Genomic DNA, 14,568 nt, shown 5'->3' on the forward strand with positions numbered 1-14,568 from the left:
GAAACGCTGGACGATGCGGTGGAAACCCGCGCTGAACGCGTTCGAGATCGCCTTCGACGGCCGTCTGGCCGCCGGACGCAAGTAGTTCCCCTTCAACCCGAGTTACACCGCTCGTTTGACAGACCCGCGCGGGTGGGAAAGTCGGACATACGTGTCCGCTGGATGAGCACGTTCTTGGCGAACACGACAAGGCGTCGGTCTTCGATCGCCGTGCGCAGCGCATAAGCGGTCAGCGTTTGCCTCAGTTCGGTGCGCGTATAGGCGCCGTGAAGGCCTCCAGGTAAAGCGGTCACGCTTCGACAGTGACGCAATTTCGGTACGCGTAGGGGAAGAACCTTGCGCCATTGTGGACAACTGGGAGGTTGTGGATAAGTGGGCTCGCGCGAAGATCCCCGACTCAGCCGCACGGAACCGCCGACTCACGAGGCGCGGAAGCGCGACTCGGGCGCGCAGAAGCCTCGACTCGCGCTTGCGGAACACCCGACTCGGGCGCATAGAAAGCCCGACTCGGACGTACAGAAATTTCGACTCGCGCTTGCGGAACACCCGACTCGGGCACACAGAAAGCCCAACTCGCGCCGACAGAAACCCCCGACTCGGGCGCGTGGAAAGCCCGACTCGGGCGCTTGGAAGTCTGGACTCGCGGTTAGTCGGCTGGGACCAGGTCGGGTGCCGGGGTTGTCTTTGGGCGGGTTCGGTGCCGGATCCACCACAGCAAGCCACTCGCGATGGCCCAGGTGATCAGGGCCGTGGTGCCCAACGGCAGCAGCGTCAGCGTCGCCGTACGGCCGGCGACCCGTGCCAGCTCCGGGTTCGCCGTGTCGTACTCGATCCGCACCAGATCCCCGGCGACCAGGCCGCCCGGGTACAGCACCCCGTTGGCCGGGATGTGCACCACGCCGTCCGGGGTCGCGAACCGGATGATCGTCCGGTCCCACGACACCGAGTCCACCTGCGCGTTGGTCGTGCCCAGATTGCCCGTGATCGCGCTGTCGTTCCGGATGGCCGCGAGCAGCAGCCCGACGCACAGCACGGTGATCATCACCGCCACGCCGAGCACCACACGACGGCCGATCCGCCACCGCTGCTCGCTCTTCGTCACGAACCCGAGGATAGCGACGCCGCCAACTGGGCATGCGTCCGCTGGATCCCCGCGTACGACTTCGGCACCGACCGTGCGGCCGGCACGCTAGCCCCGTTCGGCCCCACCGCGGGCTTGCCCGCCTTGAACAGCCACGTGTTGAACAAGTCCCGCAACGATTTCCCGGAGATCGTCTCCGCCAGCACGATGAAGTCGTCGATCCGCGCGTCGCCGCCCTTGCGTTCGGCCACCCACGTCCGCAGGATCTTGAAGAACGCGTCGTCGCCGACGGCGGTCCGTAGCGCCTGCACCGCCAGCGCGCCCCGGTCGTACACGGCATCGTCGAACTGGTCGGCCACCCCCGGATCGCCCGGCAGCACCTTCCACAGGGGGTTGTCGGCCGGGTGCGAGTCGTAGACGTACTGCGCCAGTTCAGCCGGCGTGCCCTCGCCTTCGTGCTCCGACCACAGGTACTCGGCGTAGCTGGCGAAGCCCTCGTTGAGCCACATGTCACTCCAGCGCCCCAGCGACACCGAGTCGCCGAACCACTGGTGCGCGTTCTCGTGCGCCACGACCGGCGTGTTGCTGCCCGAGGTGAAGAACTTGTCGCTGTAGACCGGCCGTGTCTGCGCCTCCAACGCGAAATTGAGCCCGGTCGACACCACACCGCCCTGCGCCTCGAACGGATAAGGCCCGAACTGCGCGGCCAGGAACTCGTTGATCTCCGGAGTCCGCTCGACGCTCGCCTTGGCCGCGTCCAGCGACGCGCCCGCCGCCGGGTCGTACGCGGTGACGAACGGCTGCCCGGCCGGTGTAGTCGCCTGGTCCACGTCGAACGCACCGACCTCGAGCGTGGCCAGATAGGTGGCCTGCGGCTGGGTGCTGCGCCAGTTCCACCGGGTCCAGCCCGCGCGCTGCTTGGTCTTGCGCACGAGCGTGCCGTTGGACAGCGCGGCGACGTTGTCGGGCACCTCCACCGAAACGTCGTAGGTGGCCTTGTCGGTCGGGTGGTCGTTCGCGGGGAACCACCACTGCGAGTTCTGTGGCTCGTCGACCGCGAGCGCCCCGTCCGGCGTCTTCTTCCATGCCGTGTAGTTGTCGATGACGACCTTGGACGGGGTGTCGGCGTAGCTGACCACGACCGTGATCGCCTTACCCTTGGCCAGCGGCTTCACGGGCGTCACGACGACCTCGCCCGGCCGCTCGGCGCGAAAACCGGCCGGTGCGTTGTCGACGCGGATCGAGTCGACGTGCAGCCCGAAGTCGAGGTCGAAGCTGGACAGCTCCTGGGTGGTCGTCGCGACGATCGTGGTGGTGCCGGACAGTTCGTCGGTGGCGGGCTGGTAGGTCAGGCGGATGTCGTAGTGCGCGACGTCGTAGCCGCCGTTGCCGGCGTAGGGGTAGTAGGAATCGCCGACCCCTGAGGCCCCGGGCGCGGGGGTAGCGCTGGCCGAAGTGGTGAACAGTGTGATCGCGATGCCCGTGGCGATTGCCCCCAGGCCCGCGCGGGTTCGCAGGCGCATGGCGACGAACGTATCCGGAAAATGTTCACCCGGATACAGCCCAAAGAAGGGTCTTACCGACCGAGCGCCGTTGACACGGCCGAACGCACGCGAGAGTGCAAGTCGCGATGGCGCGAACGGTCCACTCGCACCTCCACGACTCGTAACCCCGGCGCTGGACGCAGTGCTTCCCGGAACTCCGCCAAAGTGCCCGCGACCTGGTGGGGAACGCCGAAACCGGCACACAGAGAACCCAGATCGGCGCCATGCGGAGTGCCGAAGACGCGCTCGAACGAATCGCTGTGTTCTGGCGCGCCCTGTTCGAGCAGCGAGAAGATCCCACCACCGTCGTCGTTGAGCACCACGATCGTCAGATCGGGCCGGTCGTCGGCGAGCAGCGCGTTCACGTCATGCAGGAAAGTGAGGTCACCCAGCAATGCGTAGGAGTGCCCCCGGTGCACACTCGCGGCACCGATCGCGGTCGACACCGTTCCGTCGATGCCGGCCACGCCCCGGTTGCGGTGTACGAGCACATCGGGCCGGATCCGTCCCGCCAGCGCCACGTCCCGCGCCGGATTCGACGATCCCACCACCAGCAGCGCCTCCGCGGGCAGCGCGTCGACCAGTTCGGCGGCCACGCGCAGACCGCTGGGCCACTGCTCGCGCCGCAACGCGGTGCTCAACGCCTCGGTCGCGGCTCGGTCCGCCTTCTGCCAGCTCGCGAGCCATTCGGGATCGGCGGGTTTGGTCGGCTCGTCGAACCACTGCCCCACCTGCCGGACGTTGTGCGCCGGCGCGGGCCAGTCCGAGTCCGGCCGCACCAGCAGCACTTCGACATCGGAGTCGGACAGCAGGGCCTGCACCTGGCGGAACACCGTCGGCCGCCCGATGCACAGCACCTGTTCCGGGCGGTGCCGCGCGATGAAACCCTCCGCACCCAGCAGCCACACGCCGCTGGCGATCGCCGTGGAACCGGACAACCCGAGCCCGCCGGTCTCCGACACCACCGGCCAGCCGTGGCGCTCCGCCCATTCGCTGGCCGCGCGCACCCCGCTGTCGCAGGCGATGACCAGGCCACAGCGCGCCGAGGGCACCACGAACGAGGGCAGCGCGCCGAAGTCCGGCAGCTCCGTCCAGCGGGCGCCGCCGGGCCTGCCGTCGAGGGACTCATACCACTCGGAGTCGCCATCGGGCACCAGCGGCTCACGGAACGGCACGTTGAGGTGCACGGGTCCGCAGCGCCATTCGCCGTACGCGGCGTTCCAGGCGCGGCAGATCTGGCTGCGCCAGTAGGCGTTCTGTCCGGCGCGGCGCTCGGCCACGGCCAGTTCGTCGTAGTAGCGCACGGCGTTGCCGTACAGGCGCTGCTGGTCGATGACCTGGTTGGCCCCGGCGGCGCGCAGTTCGGGCGGCCGGTCCGCGGTCAGCACGATCAGCGGCACCCCGGCGCGATCGGCCTCCAGCACGGCGGGGTGGAAGTTCGCGGCCGCGGTTCCCGAGGTGCAGACCACGGCGACGGGACGTCCGGTGCGCGCGGCGATGCCCAGCGCAAGGAAGGCGGCGCCGCGTTCGTCGATGCGCACGTGCAGCTGCAGCCGTCCGGCGGTGGCCGCCTCGTGCAACGCCAGGGACAGCGGCGCGTTGCGGGAGCCGGGGCACAGGACGACGTGGGAAACGGTGTTGCGGACGAGCTCATCGACGAGGACCTTGGCCTGCGCTGTCGACGGGTTCACCAGGCGCCTCCCGGTGTGTCGTCCGTCATCATGGCCACACGTCCTATTCTCCCAAACGTGCATGACGCCCAGGTTTCCGAGCTATTCGACCCGACCGCGTGGACCGAAGTCGAGGGTTTCGGGTTCACCGACATCACCTACCACCGCTCCGCTGAGGCACGCTCTGGCAAGCGCGTCGTGCGCATCGCGTTCGACCGGCCCGAGGTCCGCAACGCCTTCCGGCCGCACACTGTGGACGAGCTCTACCGCGCGCTGGACCACGCGCGGATGAGCTCGGACGTGGGGTGCGTCCTGCTCACCGGGAACGGCCCGTCGCCCAGGGACGGCGGGTGGGCATTTTGTTCCGGTGGTGACCAGCGTATTAGGGGACGGTCGGGCTATCAGTACGCGAGCGGCGAGACCTCCGACACGGTGGACCCGGCGCGGGCCGGCCGCCTGCACATTCTCGAAGTTCAGCGGCTCATCAGGTTCATGCCGAAGGTGGTGATCTGCGTCGTGCCGGGGTGGGCCGCCGGTGGCGGTCACTCGCTGCACGCGGTGTGCGATCTGACCCTCGCCTCGGCCGAGCACGCCCGCTTCAAGCAGACCGACGCCGACGTGGGTTCCTTCGACGGCGGGTACGGATCGGCCTACCTGGCCAGGCAGGTCGGGCAGAAGTTCGCGCGCGAGATCTTCTTCCTCGGCCGCGAGTACACCGCGCAGCAGATGCACGAGATGGGCGCGGTCAACGCCGCCGTGCCGCACGCATCGCTCGAGGCGGAGGCCCTGCAGTGGGCGTGGGAGATCAACGGCAAATCGCCGACGGCGCAGCGGATGCTGAAGTACTCGTTCAACCTGATCGACGACGGACTGGTCGGCCAGCAGCTCTTCGCCGGCGAGACCACACGGCTGGCGTACATGCAGGACGAGGCGGTCGAGGGCCGGGACGCGTTTCTGGAGAAGCGCTCGCCCGACTGGTCGAACTTCCCGTACTACTACTGAGGCCGGGCACGTGCGCGAAGTCTGGATCGACGGCTCGTTCGACGAGCTGAGGAACGCCGTCGCCGAGGCACTCGACGGTGGTGCGGCCGTGCTGCCGCTGGCGCCGGGTTCCTCGGCGTTGCGGGACGCCATGTCGCCGTCGGAACCCGTCGAGTCGGGTACGGCTGTGATCATCGCGACATCGGGCTCGACCGGTGAGCCGAAGGGCGTGCTCCTGTCCGCGGACGCGCTGCGGGCGTCGGCGACCGCGACGCACCGGCGGCTCGGCGGTGCCGGGCACTGGCTGCTGGCCACGCCCGCCCAGTACATCGGCGGCCTGCAGGTGATCGTGCGGTCGCTGGTCGCCGGGACCACGTGCGTGCCGCTGCCGCCCGGCCCGTTCCGCCCGGAGCGCTTCGCCGAGGCGGCGGCGCTGGTGGGCGGCAGCCCGCGCTACACGGCGCTGGTGCCGACGCAGCTGACCCGCCTGTTCGACGCCGGCGGCGCCGGGCTCGAGGCGGCGCGCTCCTTCGACGCGGTCATCATCGGCGCCGCGGCGACCTCGGGCGCGCTGCGCGAACGGGCCGCTGAAGCCGGCGTGCGGATCATCCCGTCGTACGGGATGAGCGAGACCGCAAGCGGTTGCGTCTACGACGGCGTGCCGCTGGACGGAGTGCGGGCCGAGATCGCCGGGGACGGCCGGGTCCTGCTGTCGGGCCCGGTCCTCGCGCACGGCTACCGCCTGCGTCCCGATCTGACGGCCGAGACGTTCGTCGACGGCTGGTTCCGCACCGGCGACCGCGGGCGCCTGGTCGACGGGCGGCTGGAGGTCCTCGGCCGGATGGACGACGTGATCAACACCGGGGGCGTCAAGGTTTCCGCCGCCGCCATCGAGCGTGTCCTGGCGGGCTGCCCGGGCGTGCGCGATTCGTGCGTGGTGGGCCTGCCGGATCCGGAATGGGGCGAGATCGTCGCCGCCGCGGTGATTCCGGAAGGTGACGCACCGGCGGTGCCGGACCTGCGCGCCGCCGTCCGCGCCACCGCGGGAGCCGCCGCGGTGCCCAAGCGCGTCGAGTTCGTGGACGCGCTGCCGTTGCGTGGGCCCGGCAAGATCGACCGCGCGGGCGTGCTGAAAATGTTCAACCAACTCAGTTGACAAATTCCAACGCGGCCACGTTCACTCGAAAGCATGATCTCGCCAAAGCGTGCCCTGGTCGCGGCGGTTCTCGCGCTCGCCGCACTGGCTGTTCCGATGACCGCGTCCGCGACCGAGCTGCCGGGCTCGGGCACCCTCACCTGGAGCGTCCCGCTCGACGGGGAGTAACGGCCGTCCCCCAAAATGGGTGACATGGCGACAGTTGCAGAGTGGATCGAAGGGGCCCGGCCGAGGACCCTCCCCAACGCGATCGCACCGGTGGTGGCCGGCGTCGGGGCCACGATTCAACTGGGCGCCTTCTCGTGGTGGCAGTCGCTGCTCGCCCTGCTGGTCGCGCTGTCGCTGATCATCGGCGTCAACTTCGCCAACGACTATTCCGACGGCATCCGCGGCACGGATGAGAACCGGGTGGGCCCGCTTCGCCTGGTCGGCTCGGGTGTCGCCGCTCCCCGCCGCGTGCTGACGGCGGCACTGGGCTGTCTCGGCCTGGCCGGGGTGCTGGGCCTGGTCCTGGTCATCGCGACGGGCCATTGGGAACTGCTGATCATGGGCGCCGTCTGCATCCTGGGCGCCTGGTTCTACACCGGCGGCAGGAAACCGTACGGCTACGCGGGCCTGGGCGAAATCGCCGTCTTCGTGTTCTTCGGGCTGGCCGCCGTGCTGGGCACCGTCTACGTCCAGGCCGGCCGGGTCAGCTGGCAGGCGCTCGGCGTCGCGGTCGCGGTCGGCTGCTTCTCCACGGCGGTGCTGACGGCGAACAACCTGCGTGACATTCCGACCGACCGCGAAGTCGGCAAGAACACCCTCGCCGTCCGCCTCGGCGACACCGGCACCCGCCGCTTCTACCTGCTTCTCATCGCGGTGCCCTACATCGTGACCGTCGTGATCGGCATCTGGCACCCGATCGCGCTGATCGGTCTGATCACCGCGGCCCTGCTGATCAACCCGGTCCGGGCCATCACCTCCGGCGGAGTCGGCCCGCGCCTGATCCCCGTCCTGAAGGACACCGGCCTCGCGATGCTGGCCTGGTCCGTCCTGAGTGGAATCGCGTTGGCCGTCAGCTAGCCCATCGGCCGGACTCGAGGAACTTCTCGAGCACGGCGGAATGGGCCGCGACGTCAAATCCCTGCTCCGCGAGCCATTCGTCGTTGTAGTAGGTGTGGGCGTAGCGTTCGCCGCCGTCGCAGAGCAGGGTTACCACCGAGCCGTGCCGGCCTGCCTCCAGCATGCGGGCGATGAGCTGGAAGGCGCCGTACAGGTTCGTGCCCGTGGAGCCGCCCGCCCAGTGGCCGGTCCGCTCCCGCAGCAGCCGGATCGCCGCCATCGACGCCGCGTCCGGGACCTGGATCATCTCGTCGATCACGTCCGGCACGAACGACGGTTCGACCCGGGGGCGGCCGATTCCCTCGATCCTCGACGGCATCCCCGTGGTGTAGTCCAGCGCACCCGTTTGCCACGCCCCGTAGAACGACGAGTTCTCCGGGTCCACCACGCAGATCCTCGTCGTGTGCCGCCGGTACCGCACGTACCTGCCGAACGTCGCGCTCGTCCCGCCGGTCCCGGCACCCACGACGATCCACGTCGGCACCGGATGCCGTTCCAGGCGCATCTGCGCGAACACGCTCTCCGCGATGTTGTTGTTCCCCCGCCAGTCCGTCGCCCGTTCCGCGTAGGTGAACTGATCGAGATAGTGCCCGCGGCACTCCGTGGCCAGCCGCTCGGCCTCGGTGTACATCTCCGCCGGGATGTCGACGAAATGGCACCGGCCGCCGTAGAACTCGATCAGCTGGACCTTCTCCGGACTCGTCTTCCGCGGCATCACCGCCACGAAATCCAGGCCCAGCATCCGCGCGAAGTACGCCTCCGACACCGCCGTCGAACCGCTCGACGCCTCGATCAGCGTCGTGTCCGGCCCGATCTGCCCGTTGACCAGCCCGTACAACAACAGCGACCGCGCCAGCCGGTGCTTCAACGAGCCCGTCGGATGAACGGACTCATCCTTCAGGTACAGGTCGATGCCCCACTCCGGCGGCAGCGGAAAGACCAGCAGGTGCGTATCGGCACTCCGGTTGGCGTCCGCCTCGATCAGCCTGACCGCCTCGCGAACCCAGGCCCGGTTCATTCGCCGCGCAGCTCCGCCCGCAGCTTCGCCCGCTCCCGCGCCCGCCGCTCGTTACGCGCCGCCAGGCCGGCCGTCACCCGGGCGTTCAGCCCTCGCATCACGAGCAGCCCCACCGGCAACCCGACCACGATCGCGATCGCCAGCGCGACCAGCAGCGGCACCTTCACCAGCACCAGCACCGCGGCGATCACGGCGATCAAACCGAACCGCGCGAGAAGGTAAAGGGTCAGGTCACGGGCCAGATGCGGCGTCTTACTCACAGCCTCCAAGGCTACGCGCCACCCAACTCGCTGTTGTTGGGCCGCCCCTCGAACCGTGTCGACAAGACGACCGTCGTCCGCGTGCGCGCGACACCCTCGATGCGGCGCAGCCTGCCCAGTGTCTGCTCCAGTTCGTCCACCGTCGTCACCCGCACCTTGACCACGAACGCCTCGTCGCCGGCCACGGCGTAGCAGCTCTCAACCTCGGGAAGCCGTCCCAGGGCGTCCGCGAGGTCGTCGTTCTCCGCGATGTCCGTGGGCTGGATCCCGACCAGCGCGGTCACGCCGAGGCCGACGGCGCTCGGGTTCACGACCGCGTGATAACCGGTGATGACGCCCGCCGCCTCGAGTTTGCCGACCCGCTCGTGCACCGAGGACGCCGAAAGGCCTACCGTCCTGCCCAGCTCGGCGTAGCTGGCCCGCCCGTTCAGGCGTAGCTCCGCGATGATCTTGCGGTCGAGTGCGTCCACAGCGGCCACTCTAAACGCTGCCGGACCTGGGCGATTTGTCCCTTACTACCTCTTTACTCTTCGACAACCGTTCGAGTACCTGCCGGGTGAGATGCAACGATTGCCGTGTTGATATCCGGAAGTGAAGGAACGCTTCCGGTATAGCAGTAAGGCCGTTAAGGAGGCGGAAAATGACCGCTAGCGTTGGAGGGCGCCTGCTCACCCCTGGTGAGGTGGCCGCGCTGTTCCGCGTGGACCCGAAGACCGTGACGCGCTGGGCGACGGCGGGACGGATCGGCTCCATCCGCACCCCGGGCGGTCACCGGCGGTTCCGGGAGTCCGAGGTCAACGAGCTGCTGGCCGAGCTGACCACGGACGCGAACGAGCCCACCCGCGGCTGAACGACAGCCTGACCCGCGGCCCGGCGCGAAAGTCGCCGGATGCCGCGGGCCCGGTGCTCGCTCACCGAGCATGCGGAATGCCGCGACCCGAGATTCCGGCAAAAGGGCTACCCTCGGCAGTGCAAATCGCGGCGAAAGACTCGGAAGGGAGCGAGCATGATCTACCTGCTCGCAGCGATCGGAGCGCTCACCATCGCTGTCCTGTTGTGGCGAGCCTTCGGCCCCGAGCGGGTCGGTGTCTCCTCCGGACGCGCTCCCATCGCCCCTGACGACGACCCCGAATTCCTGCGCAAGCTGGGCGAACAGCAGCGCCGCCCCGACGACGAGAGCTGACGCGGCGCCGCCCGGACCGTAAAGAGCCCTCAGGCTTTACTCGGGAACGCGTCCGCCATCGCGGCCGCCAGTTCCAGCAGCGCCAGCCGCGTGTCCGGCTCCAGGCGGTCGAGTTCGATCTCGGCGCCTTCTTCCAGATGCGGGTCGAACGGGATCCGGCACACCGTGCGGGCGCGCGCCGCGAAATGCGCCGCGAGCTTGTCCAGATCCACCGAACCCGCCTTCGGGCGGACCGAGTTGATCACGACGATCGACCGTTTCACCAGGTCGCCGTAGCCGTGCGCCTCCAGCCAGTCGATCGTCGCCGACGCACTCGTGGCGCCGTCCACCGAACCCGACGAGACGACGACCAGCGCGTCCGCCAGGTCCAGCACACCCTTCATCGCCGAGTGCATCAAACCCGTGCCACAGTCGGTGAGCACGATGTTGTAGTAGTGCTCCAGCAGACTGACCGCGCGCAGGTAGTCCCGCTCGGAGAAGGCCTCCGACACCGCCGGGTCCTGCTCGCTGGCGAGGATCTCCAGCCGCGACGCGCCCTGCGACGTGTACGCGCGCACGTCGCTGTACCGCGTGATCTTGTCCGCGTCCCGGAGCAGGTGGCGGATGGTCGCGGTGGTCTCGATCGGGATCTTCTGCGACAGCGTGCCACGGTCCGGGTTCGCGTCCACCGCGATCACCCGGTCGCCGCGCAACGACGCGAACGTGGCGCCGAGGGTGGTGGTGATCGTGGTCTTGCCCACACCGCCCTTGAGGCTCAGCATCGCGATCTTGAAGCAGCCCCGCAGCGGCTGGTTGACCCGCCCGATCAGCTCGCGCTGGCGCCGTTCGGCCGGGCTCTCCCCCGGGTTGATGAGCTTGCCCGAGCCCATGTAGAGCGCCTTGCGCCAGCCCGACTTCGGCGTGCGCTTCGGCGGCCGCACCACGTGGGCGCTGGGGATGTCCTGCCGTGCCCGGGACGGCTGCGGCAGCGGCGGGTACGGCGACTGCGGCTGTAGCGGCGGCAGGTTCGGGTCGTAGCCCTGCGGGTACTGCGGTGGCCGCTGCGGCGGTGGGGCGGGATGCGGTTGGGAGTCGGTGCGCTCCTCGGAGAAGTAGGGGTCGCGGTCTCTCGGATCCGTCATCAGCCGACCCCGGCGTAGGAATGCAGGCCCGTCGTGACGAGGTTGATGAAGAACAGGTTGAACACGGTGACCACGAAGCCGAGCGTGTTGATCACCGCGGCCCGCGAGCCACGCCAGCCGGCGGTCGCCCGCGAGTGCAGGTACGCGGCGTAGACGACCCAGGCGACGAACGCCGTGGTCTCCTTGGGGTCCCAGCCCCAGAACCGGCCCCACGCCGACTCCGCCCAGACCGCACCGCAGAGCACACCGAACGTGAACAGCGGGAACGCGAACACCGTCGTGCGGTAGGCGACGCGGTCGAGCACCTCGGCCGCGGGCAGCTTCGACGCGAACTTCGCGAACCGCTTCGGGTTGCGCTCGTGTGCCGCGCGAACCAGGTAAAGCAGGCTGGCCACACCGGGCACCAGGAAGATGCCGGACGAGGTCGCGGCCGCCGAAACGTGGATCACCAGCCAGTAGGACTGCAGCGCGGGCTGGACCGGTGCGGCGACCGTGTAGAGCATCGTGCCGCCGATGAACATCAGGATGACGATCGGCAGCAGCATGAAGCCGGACAGGTGGCGGACCGGGAACTTCTTGATCGCCCACAGCCACGTGATCACGGCGATGAGCGTCACCACCATGATGTACTCGTACATGTTGCCCCACGGCACGCGATGCGTCGCGAGACCGCGCAGCACCAGCGCGGACAGGTGCAGCAGCACGCCCAGCACGGTCAGCGCGGCACCCATGCGGCCGATGCGCTCGGCGCGGCCCACCGGCCGTGGCGCCGGCGGGGCCGTGTCCACGGTGGTCTCGGTCACGCTCGGGCCACCCGCGCCGACGAGCTCACGGGCGCGCGACTTGGCGCGTTCGGCCGCGAGCCTGCCCTTCGCACCGAAGGACTGCTCGATGAGGAAGAAAGCCAGCGCGACGACGTAGATCGCGGTCGCGGTCGTGTACGACCAGTCGCTGTACTGGGACAACGTTTCGTTGACCGGCATTCGCTACTTCCTCTTTCCGCCCGTGAGCAGTTCGTCCGCGAGCCGGACGAACTCCTCGCCATAACCAGCCTGGTCGGTGCGGGCCAGTCCGGCCACCTGCACCACCGTACCGTTTTCACCGTCTCCCGCAGGGCTGACCCGCACCCACAGCCTGCGCCGTTTGACCAGCAGCGACGCGCCGAGACCGAGGAGCATCGCGACCGCGAAGCCCAGCACGTAGTCCTGCGTCGGATCGTGTGAAATCTGCAGCGAGACCCACTGCTGGACCCCGTCGAAGGTGACCTTCGTGCCGTCGTCGAGAGTGATCGACTGGCCGACGGAGAGGTTCTCGCGGGCGACTCGCTTGAGCCTGCCGTCGGCCACCATCGACTGGTCGATCGAGAAGATCGACTGGCCGTTGCCCGAGTCGAGGCCGAGGTCGCCGCGCATCACGTCGACGGCGACCATCGGGTTGTCGAGTTCCGGCGCGGTCGAGGTCAGCAACCCGCCGTGGACGAACGGCGTCGGCGCGAGCAGCCCGGTGATCGCGAGCTGCTTCGTGCGGCGCTCCGCCGAGTCGGTCACGCCGGGCGGGTCGAACTTCGTCGCGCCCTGGGACAGGTACGTCGTGGGGTCGCTCGGCACCCACTGAACCGCCTGGGTGCGCGTGGCGCCGCCCGGGTAGGTGACCGTGAACTTGGGCGCGTACCCGTGGTTGATCAGGTAGACGCGGTTGCCCGCGGTGCGCAGCGGCGAGTTGACCTCGAGCAGGTAGGGCCGCCACGTGTTGCTCTGCAGGTCCGCGCCCGACTGGTACTGGATGTTCGACTGGTAGTGCGTCGGCTGGTTCTGCGCCGTGTACACCGCCGTGAAGTCGTTGACCTTGACGCAGAACGGCTCCAGGTCGGTGCCGTCGACGCGCAGGCCTGGGTTGAACGAGTCGTAGGCGTAGATGCCCGAGTTGCAGAACTGGGAGCCTTCTCCCCCGGTGGCCTGCACGATGACCTGGCCCTCGTAGGAGTACATCTTGCCCAGCGCGAACGCGATGATCAGGCCCAGCAGCGCGAAGTGGAAGACGAGGTTGCCGGTCTCGCGCAGGTAGCCCTTCTCGGCGCTGACCGAGCGCGCGCCGTCCTTCTCGTCGCGCACCACGAGCCGCCAGCCACGCAGCCGCGCCCGCGTCGCCTCGATCACCTCGTCGGCGCCGCGGTCCACTCGCGACTCGCGGAAATGCGGCATCCGCGCCAGGTTGCGCGGGGTGAGCACCGGCTTGGCGCGCATCGACCGGACGTATTCGAGGCTGCGCGGGGTGAGGCAGCCGATCAGCGACACCATCAGCAGCAGGTAGATCGCCGAGAACCAGACGCTGGCGTAGACGTTGAAGAACTGCAGGCGGTCCAGCAGCGTGCCCCACCAGCCGTGCGCGGTGATGTAGGACGCCGTCTTGTCCGGGTTGAGCGGGCGCTGCGGCAGCAGTGCGCCGGGCAGCGCCGCGAGCGCGAGCAGGAACAGCAGGATCAGCGCGGTGCGCATCGCGGTGAGCCCGCGCCAGGTGTTGCGCAGGAAGGCCAGCACTCGCGACAAGGGAGACGGCGAGTACGGCTGCTTGGGCTCGGGGGGCGCCTGGGTCGCGGTCACAGCGGCAACACCGTGTCCGTGACGACGGCGTTCCGGATCCAGCCGACGAGTTCCCCCCAGAGGCCGGTGACCAGCAGCACCCCGACGACCAGCAGCAGCGTGCCGCCGAAGATCTGCACGCGGCGGCCGTTGCGGCGCAGCCAGTCGGTCGCGCGCACGGCCCAGCGGGCGCCGAACGCGATGAGCAGGAACGGCAGGCCCAGACCGAGGCAGTAGACGAGGATCAGCACGAAACCGCGGGCACCGGCGCTGCCGGTCGCGGTGGCCAGCGCGAGCACCCCGGACAGCGTCGGGCCGATGCACGGCGTCCAGCCCAGCCCGAACACCGCACCGAGCAGCGGGGCACCGAGCAGGCCCCCGCGCGGCAGGCGGTGTGAGCGAATGTCCTTCTGCAGCGCGGGAATCAGCCCGAGGAACACCAGACCCATCGCGATGGTGACGATTCCGCCGATGCGCTGCAGGAGATCCTGGTTGGTGAGCACCGCGTCGGCCAGCCACACGAGTGTGCCGAGCCCGGCGACGAACACCACCGTGAACCCGAGCACGAACAACGCGGCCGCGCCGACGACGGCGTAGCGGCCCTTCTTGGGCCCCTCTTCGGCGTTCACGGCGGGCGCGTCGGCGCCGACGAGCGCCGCGAGGTAGGCGAGGTAGCCGGGCACCAGCGGAACCACACAGGGCGAGGCGAAGGAGATGGCGCCGGCGACGAGCGCGACTCCGGCGGCGAGGAGCAGCGGCCCTGAAGTCGCCAGCTCAGTCACGGAGTTCACCCTGCTGAGGGTAAGCAGTGAGGTTCGTGTGAGCTTTTCGGGGCGGCCGATTGCGACGCGCGTAACTCTAAAGCATCGGC

At 69.2% G+C, this 14,568-nt stretch carries 16 protein-coding genes; 6 read left to right on the forward strand and 10 right to left on the reverse strand.

What is annotated here, in order from left to right; genetic code table 11:
• Positions 1 to 646 precede the first annotated feature (646 nt).
• Genes HFP15_RS36500 through menD form a run of 3 tightly spaced genes read right to left on the reverse strand, consistent with a single transcriptional unit; the run spans position 647 to position 4,316 of the window.
• Positions 647 to 1,042 carry a DUF3592 domain-containing protein gene (locus tag HFP15_RS36500; RefSeq protein ID WP_210718343.1) on the reverse strand — a complete coding sequence of 132 codons (396 nt, stop codon included), beginning with the start codon at positions 1,040 to 1,042 and terminating at the stop codon, positions 647 to 649.
• Positions 1,043 to 1,098: 56 nt separating this feature from the next.
• A complete protein-coding gene (locus HFP15_RS36505; protein ID WP_168522130.1) occupies positions 1,099 to 2,604 on the reverse strand; it encodes a M1 family metallopeptidase in 1,506 nt (501 codons plus the stop codon).
• 53 nt (positions 2,605 to 2,657) lie between these two features.
• The gene (menD, locus tag HFP15_RS36510; protein ID WP_168522132.1) at positions 2,658 to 4,316 is read right to left on the reverse strand and encodes a 2-succinyl-5-enolpyruvyl-6-hydroxy-3-cyclohexene-1-carboxylic-acid synthase; all 1,659 of its coding nucleotides are present in this window, start codon (positions 4,314 to 4,316) and stop codon (positions 2,658 to 2,660) included.
• Between the two features lie 57 nt (positions 4,317 to 4,373).
• On the opposite strand from menD, the gene HFP15_RS36515 reads away from it, so the two are divergent.
• From HFP15_RS36515 to HFP15_RS36525, 4 genes are read left to right on the forward strand one after another with little or no spacing between them, the layout of a single operon-like run.
• Positions 4,374 to 5,297 (forward strand): 1,4-dihydroxy-2-naphthoyl-CoA synthase, encoded by a 924-nt coding sequence (locus HFP15_RS36515; RefSeq protein ID WP_168522134.1) that lies wholly within the window; start codon positions 4,374 to 4,376, stop codon positions 5,295 to 5,297.
• Positions 5,298 to 5,307: 10 nt separating this feature from the next.
• Entirely contained in the window at positions 5,308 to 6,432 is a 1,125-nt protein-coding gene (menE, locus tag HFP15_RS36520) for an o-succinylbenzoate--CoA ligase (protein WP_168522136.1), read from the forward strand.
• Positions 6,433 to 6,465: 33 nt separating this feature from the next.
• Positions 6,466 to 6,600: a hypothetical protein gene (locus tag HFP15_RS43685; RefSeq protein WP_281355741.1), complete on the forward strand. Its 135-nt coding sequence runs from the start codon at positions 6,466 to 6,468 to the stop codon at positions 6,598 to 6,600.
• A 24-nt stretch (positions 6,601 to 6,624) separates the two neighbouring features.
• Positions 6,625 to 7,497, forward strand: a complete 873-nt coding sequence (locus HFP15_RS36525; protein ID WP_168522138.1) for a 1,4-dihydroxy-2-naphthoate polyprenyltransferase — start codon at positions 6,625 to 6,627, stop codon at positions 7,495 to 7,497.
• On the opposite strand, the gene cds1 is transcribed toward HFP15_RS36525, so the two are convergent.
• From cds1 to HFP15_RS36540, 3 genes are read right to left on the reverse strand one after another with little or no spacing between them, the layout of a single operon-like run.
• On the reverse strand, positions 7,490 to 8,554 hold the full coding sequence (gene cds1, locus HFP15_RS36530; RefSeq protein WP_168522140.1) for an L-cysteine desulfhydrase Cds1: 1,065 nt from the start codon (positions 8,552 to 8,554) through the stop codon (positions 7,490 to 7,492). The two genes, HFP15_RS36525 and cds1, sit on opposite strands and share 8 nt — an antisense overlap.
• Positions 8,551 to 8,814, reverse strand: coding sequence for a DUF4229 domain-containing protein (locus tag HFP15_RS36535; RefSeq protein ID WP_168522143.1), 264 nt, complete (start codon positions 8,812 to 8,814; stop codon positions 8,551 to 8,553). The genes cds1 and HFP15_RS36535 overlap by 4 nt, the downstream gene beginning before the upstream one ends.
• Positions 8,815 to 8,825: 11 nt before the next feature.
• Entirely contained in the window at positions 8,826 to 9,284 is a 459-nt protein-coding gene (locus tag HFP15_RS36540; protein ID WP_168522145.1) for an Lrp/AsnC family transcriptional regulator, read from the reverse strand.
• Positions 9,285 to 9,454: 170 nt separating this feature from the next.
• Here HFP15_RS36540 and HFP15_RS36545 point away from each other — a divergent pair, with 170 nt between their 5' ends.
• Complete coding sequence (locus tag HFP15_RS36545) at positions 9,455 to 9,664, forward strand: BldC family transcriptional regulator (protein WP_168522147.1); 210 nt, start codon at positions 9,455 to 9,457, stop codon at positions 9,662 to 9,664.
• A 156-nt stretch (positions 9,665 to 9,820) separates the two neighbouring features.
• Positions 9,821 to 9,997, forward strand: a complete 177-nt coding sequence (locus HFP15_RS36550) for a hypothetical protein (protein ID WP_168522149.1) — start codon at positions 9,821 to 9,823, stop codon at positions 9,995 to 9,997.
• Positions 9,998 to 10,026: 29 nt separating this feature from the next.
• Here HFP15_RS36550 and HFP15_RS36555 read toward each other — a convergent pair whose 3' ends face one another.
• From HFP15_RS36555 to HFP15_RS36570, 4 genes are read right to left on the reverse strand one after another with little or no spacing between them, the layout of a single operon-like run.
• Positions 10,027 to 11,118, reverse strand: a complete 1,092-nt coding sequence (locus HFP15_RS36555) for a MinD/ParA family ATP-binding protein (RefSeq protein WP_168522152.1) — start codon at positions 11,116 to 11,118, stop codon at positions 10,027 to 10,029.
• Positions 11,118 to 12,101 carry a c-type cytochrome biogenesis protein CcsB gene (gene ccsB / locus HFP15_RS36560; RefSeq protein ID WP_168522154.1) on the reverse strand — a complete coding sequence of 328 codons (984 nt, stop codon included), beginning with the start codon at positions 12,099 to 12,101 and terminating at the stop codon, positions 11,118 to 11,120. Before ccsB ends, HFP15_RS36555 begins: the two co-directional genes overlap by 1 nt.
• A gap of 3 nt (positions 12,102 to 12,104) precedes the next feature.
• On the reverse strand, positions 12,105 to 13,718 hold the full coding sequence (gene resB, locus HFP15_RS36565) for a cytochrome c biogenesis protein ResB (RefSeq protein ID WP_168522156.1): 1,614 nt from the start codon (positions 13,716 to 13,718) through the stop codon (positions 12,105 to 12,107).
• The gene (locus HFP15_RS36570; RefSeq protein ID WP_168522157.1) at positions 13,715 to 14,488 is read right to left on the reverse strand and encodes a cytochrome c biogenesis CcdA family protein; all 774 of its coding nucleotides are present in this window, start codon (positions 14,486 to 14,488) and stop codon (positions 13,715 to 13,717) included. Before HFP15_RS36570 ends, resB begins: the two co-directional genes overlap by 4 nt.
• Between the last annotated feature and the right edge of the window lie 80 nt (positions 14,489 to 14,568).

The sequence above is a fragment of the Amycolatopsis acididurans genome, from assembly GCF_012328925.1.
Classification (GTDB): domain Bacteria; phylum Actinomycetota; class Actinomycetes; order Mycobacteriales; family Pseudonocardiaceae; genus Amycolatopsis_E; species Amycolatopsis_E acididurans.

What these genes read in the sequence shown, in the direction of transcription:
- HFP15_RS36500 (WP_210718343.1), bottom strand. Translation starts at nt 1,042, where the DNA reads ATGATCACCGTGCTGTGCGTCGGGCTGCTGCTCGCGGCCATCCGGAAC.
- HFP15_RS36505 (WP_168522130.1), bottom strand. Translation starts at nt 2,604, where the DNA reads ATGCGCCTGCGAACCCGCGCGGGCCTGGGGGCAATCGCCACGGGCATC.
- HFP15_RS43685 (WP_281355741.1), top strand. Translation starts at nt 6,466, where the DNA reads ATGATCTCGCCAAAGCGTGCCCTGGTCGCGGCGGTTCTCGCGCTCGCC.
- HFP15_RS36525 (WP_168522138.1), top strand. Translation starts at nt 6,625, where the DNA reads ATGGCGACAGTTGCAGAGTGGATCGAAGGGGCCCGGCCGAGGACCCTC.
- cds1 (WP_168522140.1), bottom strand. Translation starts at nt 8,554, where the DNA reads ATGAACCGGGCCTGGGTTCGCGAGGCGGTCAGGCTGATCGAGGCGGAC.
- HFP15_RS36545 (WP_168522147.1), top strand. Translation starts at nt 9,455, where the DNA reads ATGACCGCTAGCGTTGGAGGGCGCCTGCTCACCCCTGGTGAGGTGGCC.
- HFP15_RS36550 (WP_168522149.1), top strand. Translation starts at nt 9,821, where the DNA reads ATGATCTACCTGCTCGCAGCGATCGGAGCGCTCACCATCGCTGTCCTG.
- HFP15_RS36555 (WP_168522152.1), bottom strand. Translation starts at nt 11,118, where the DNA reads ATGACGGATCCGAGAGACCGCGACCCCTACTTCTCCGAGGAGCGCACC.
- ccsB (WP_168522154.1), bottom strand. Translation starts at nt 12,101, where the DNA reads ATGCCGGTCAACGAAACGTTGTCCCAGTACAGCGACTGGTCGTACACG.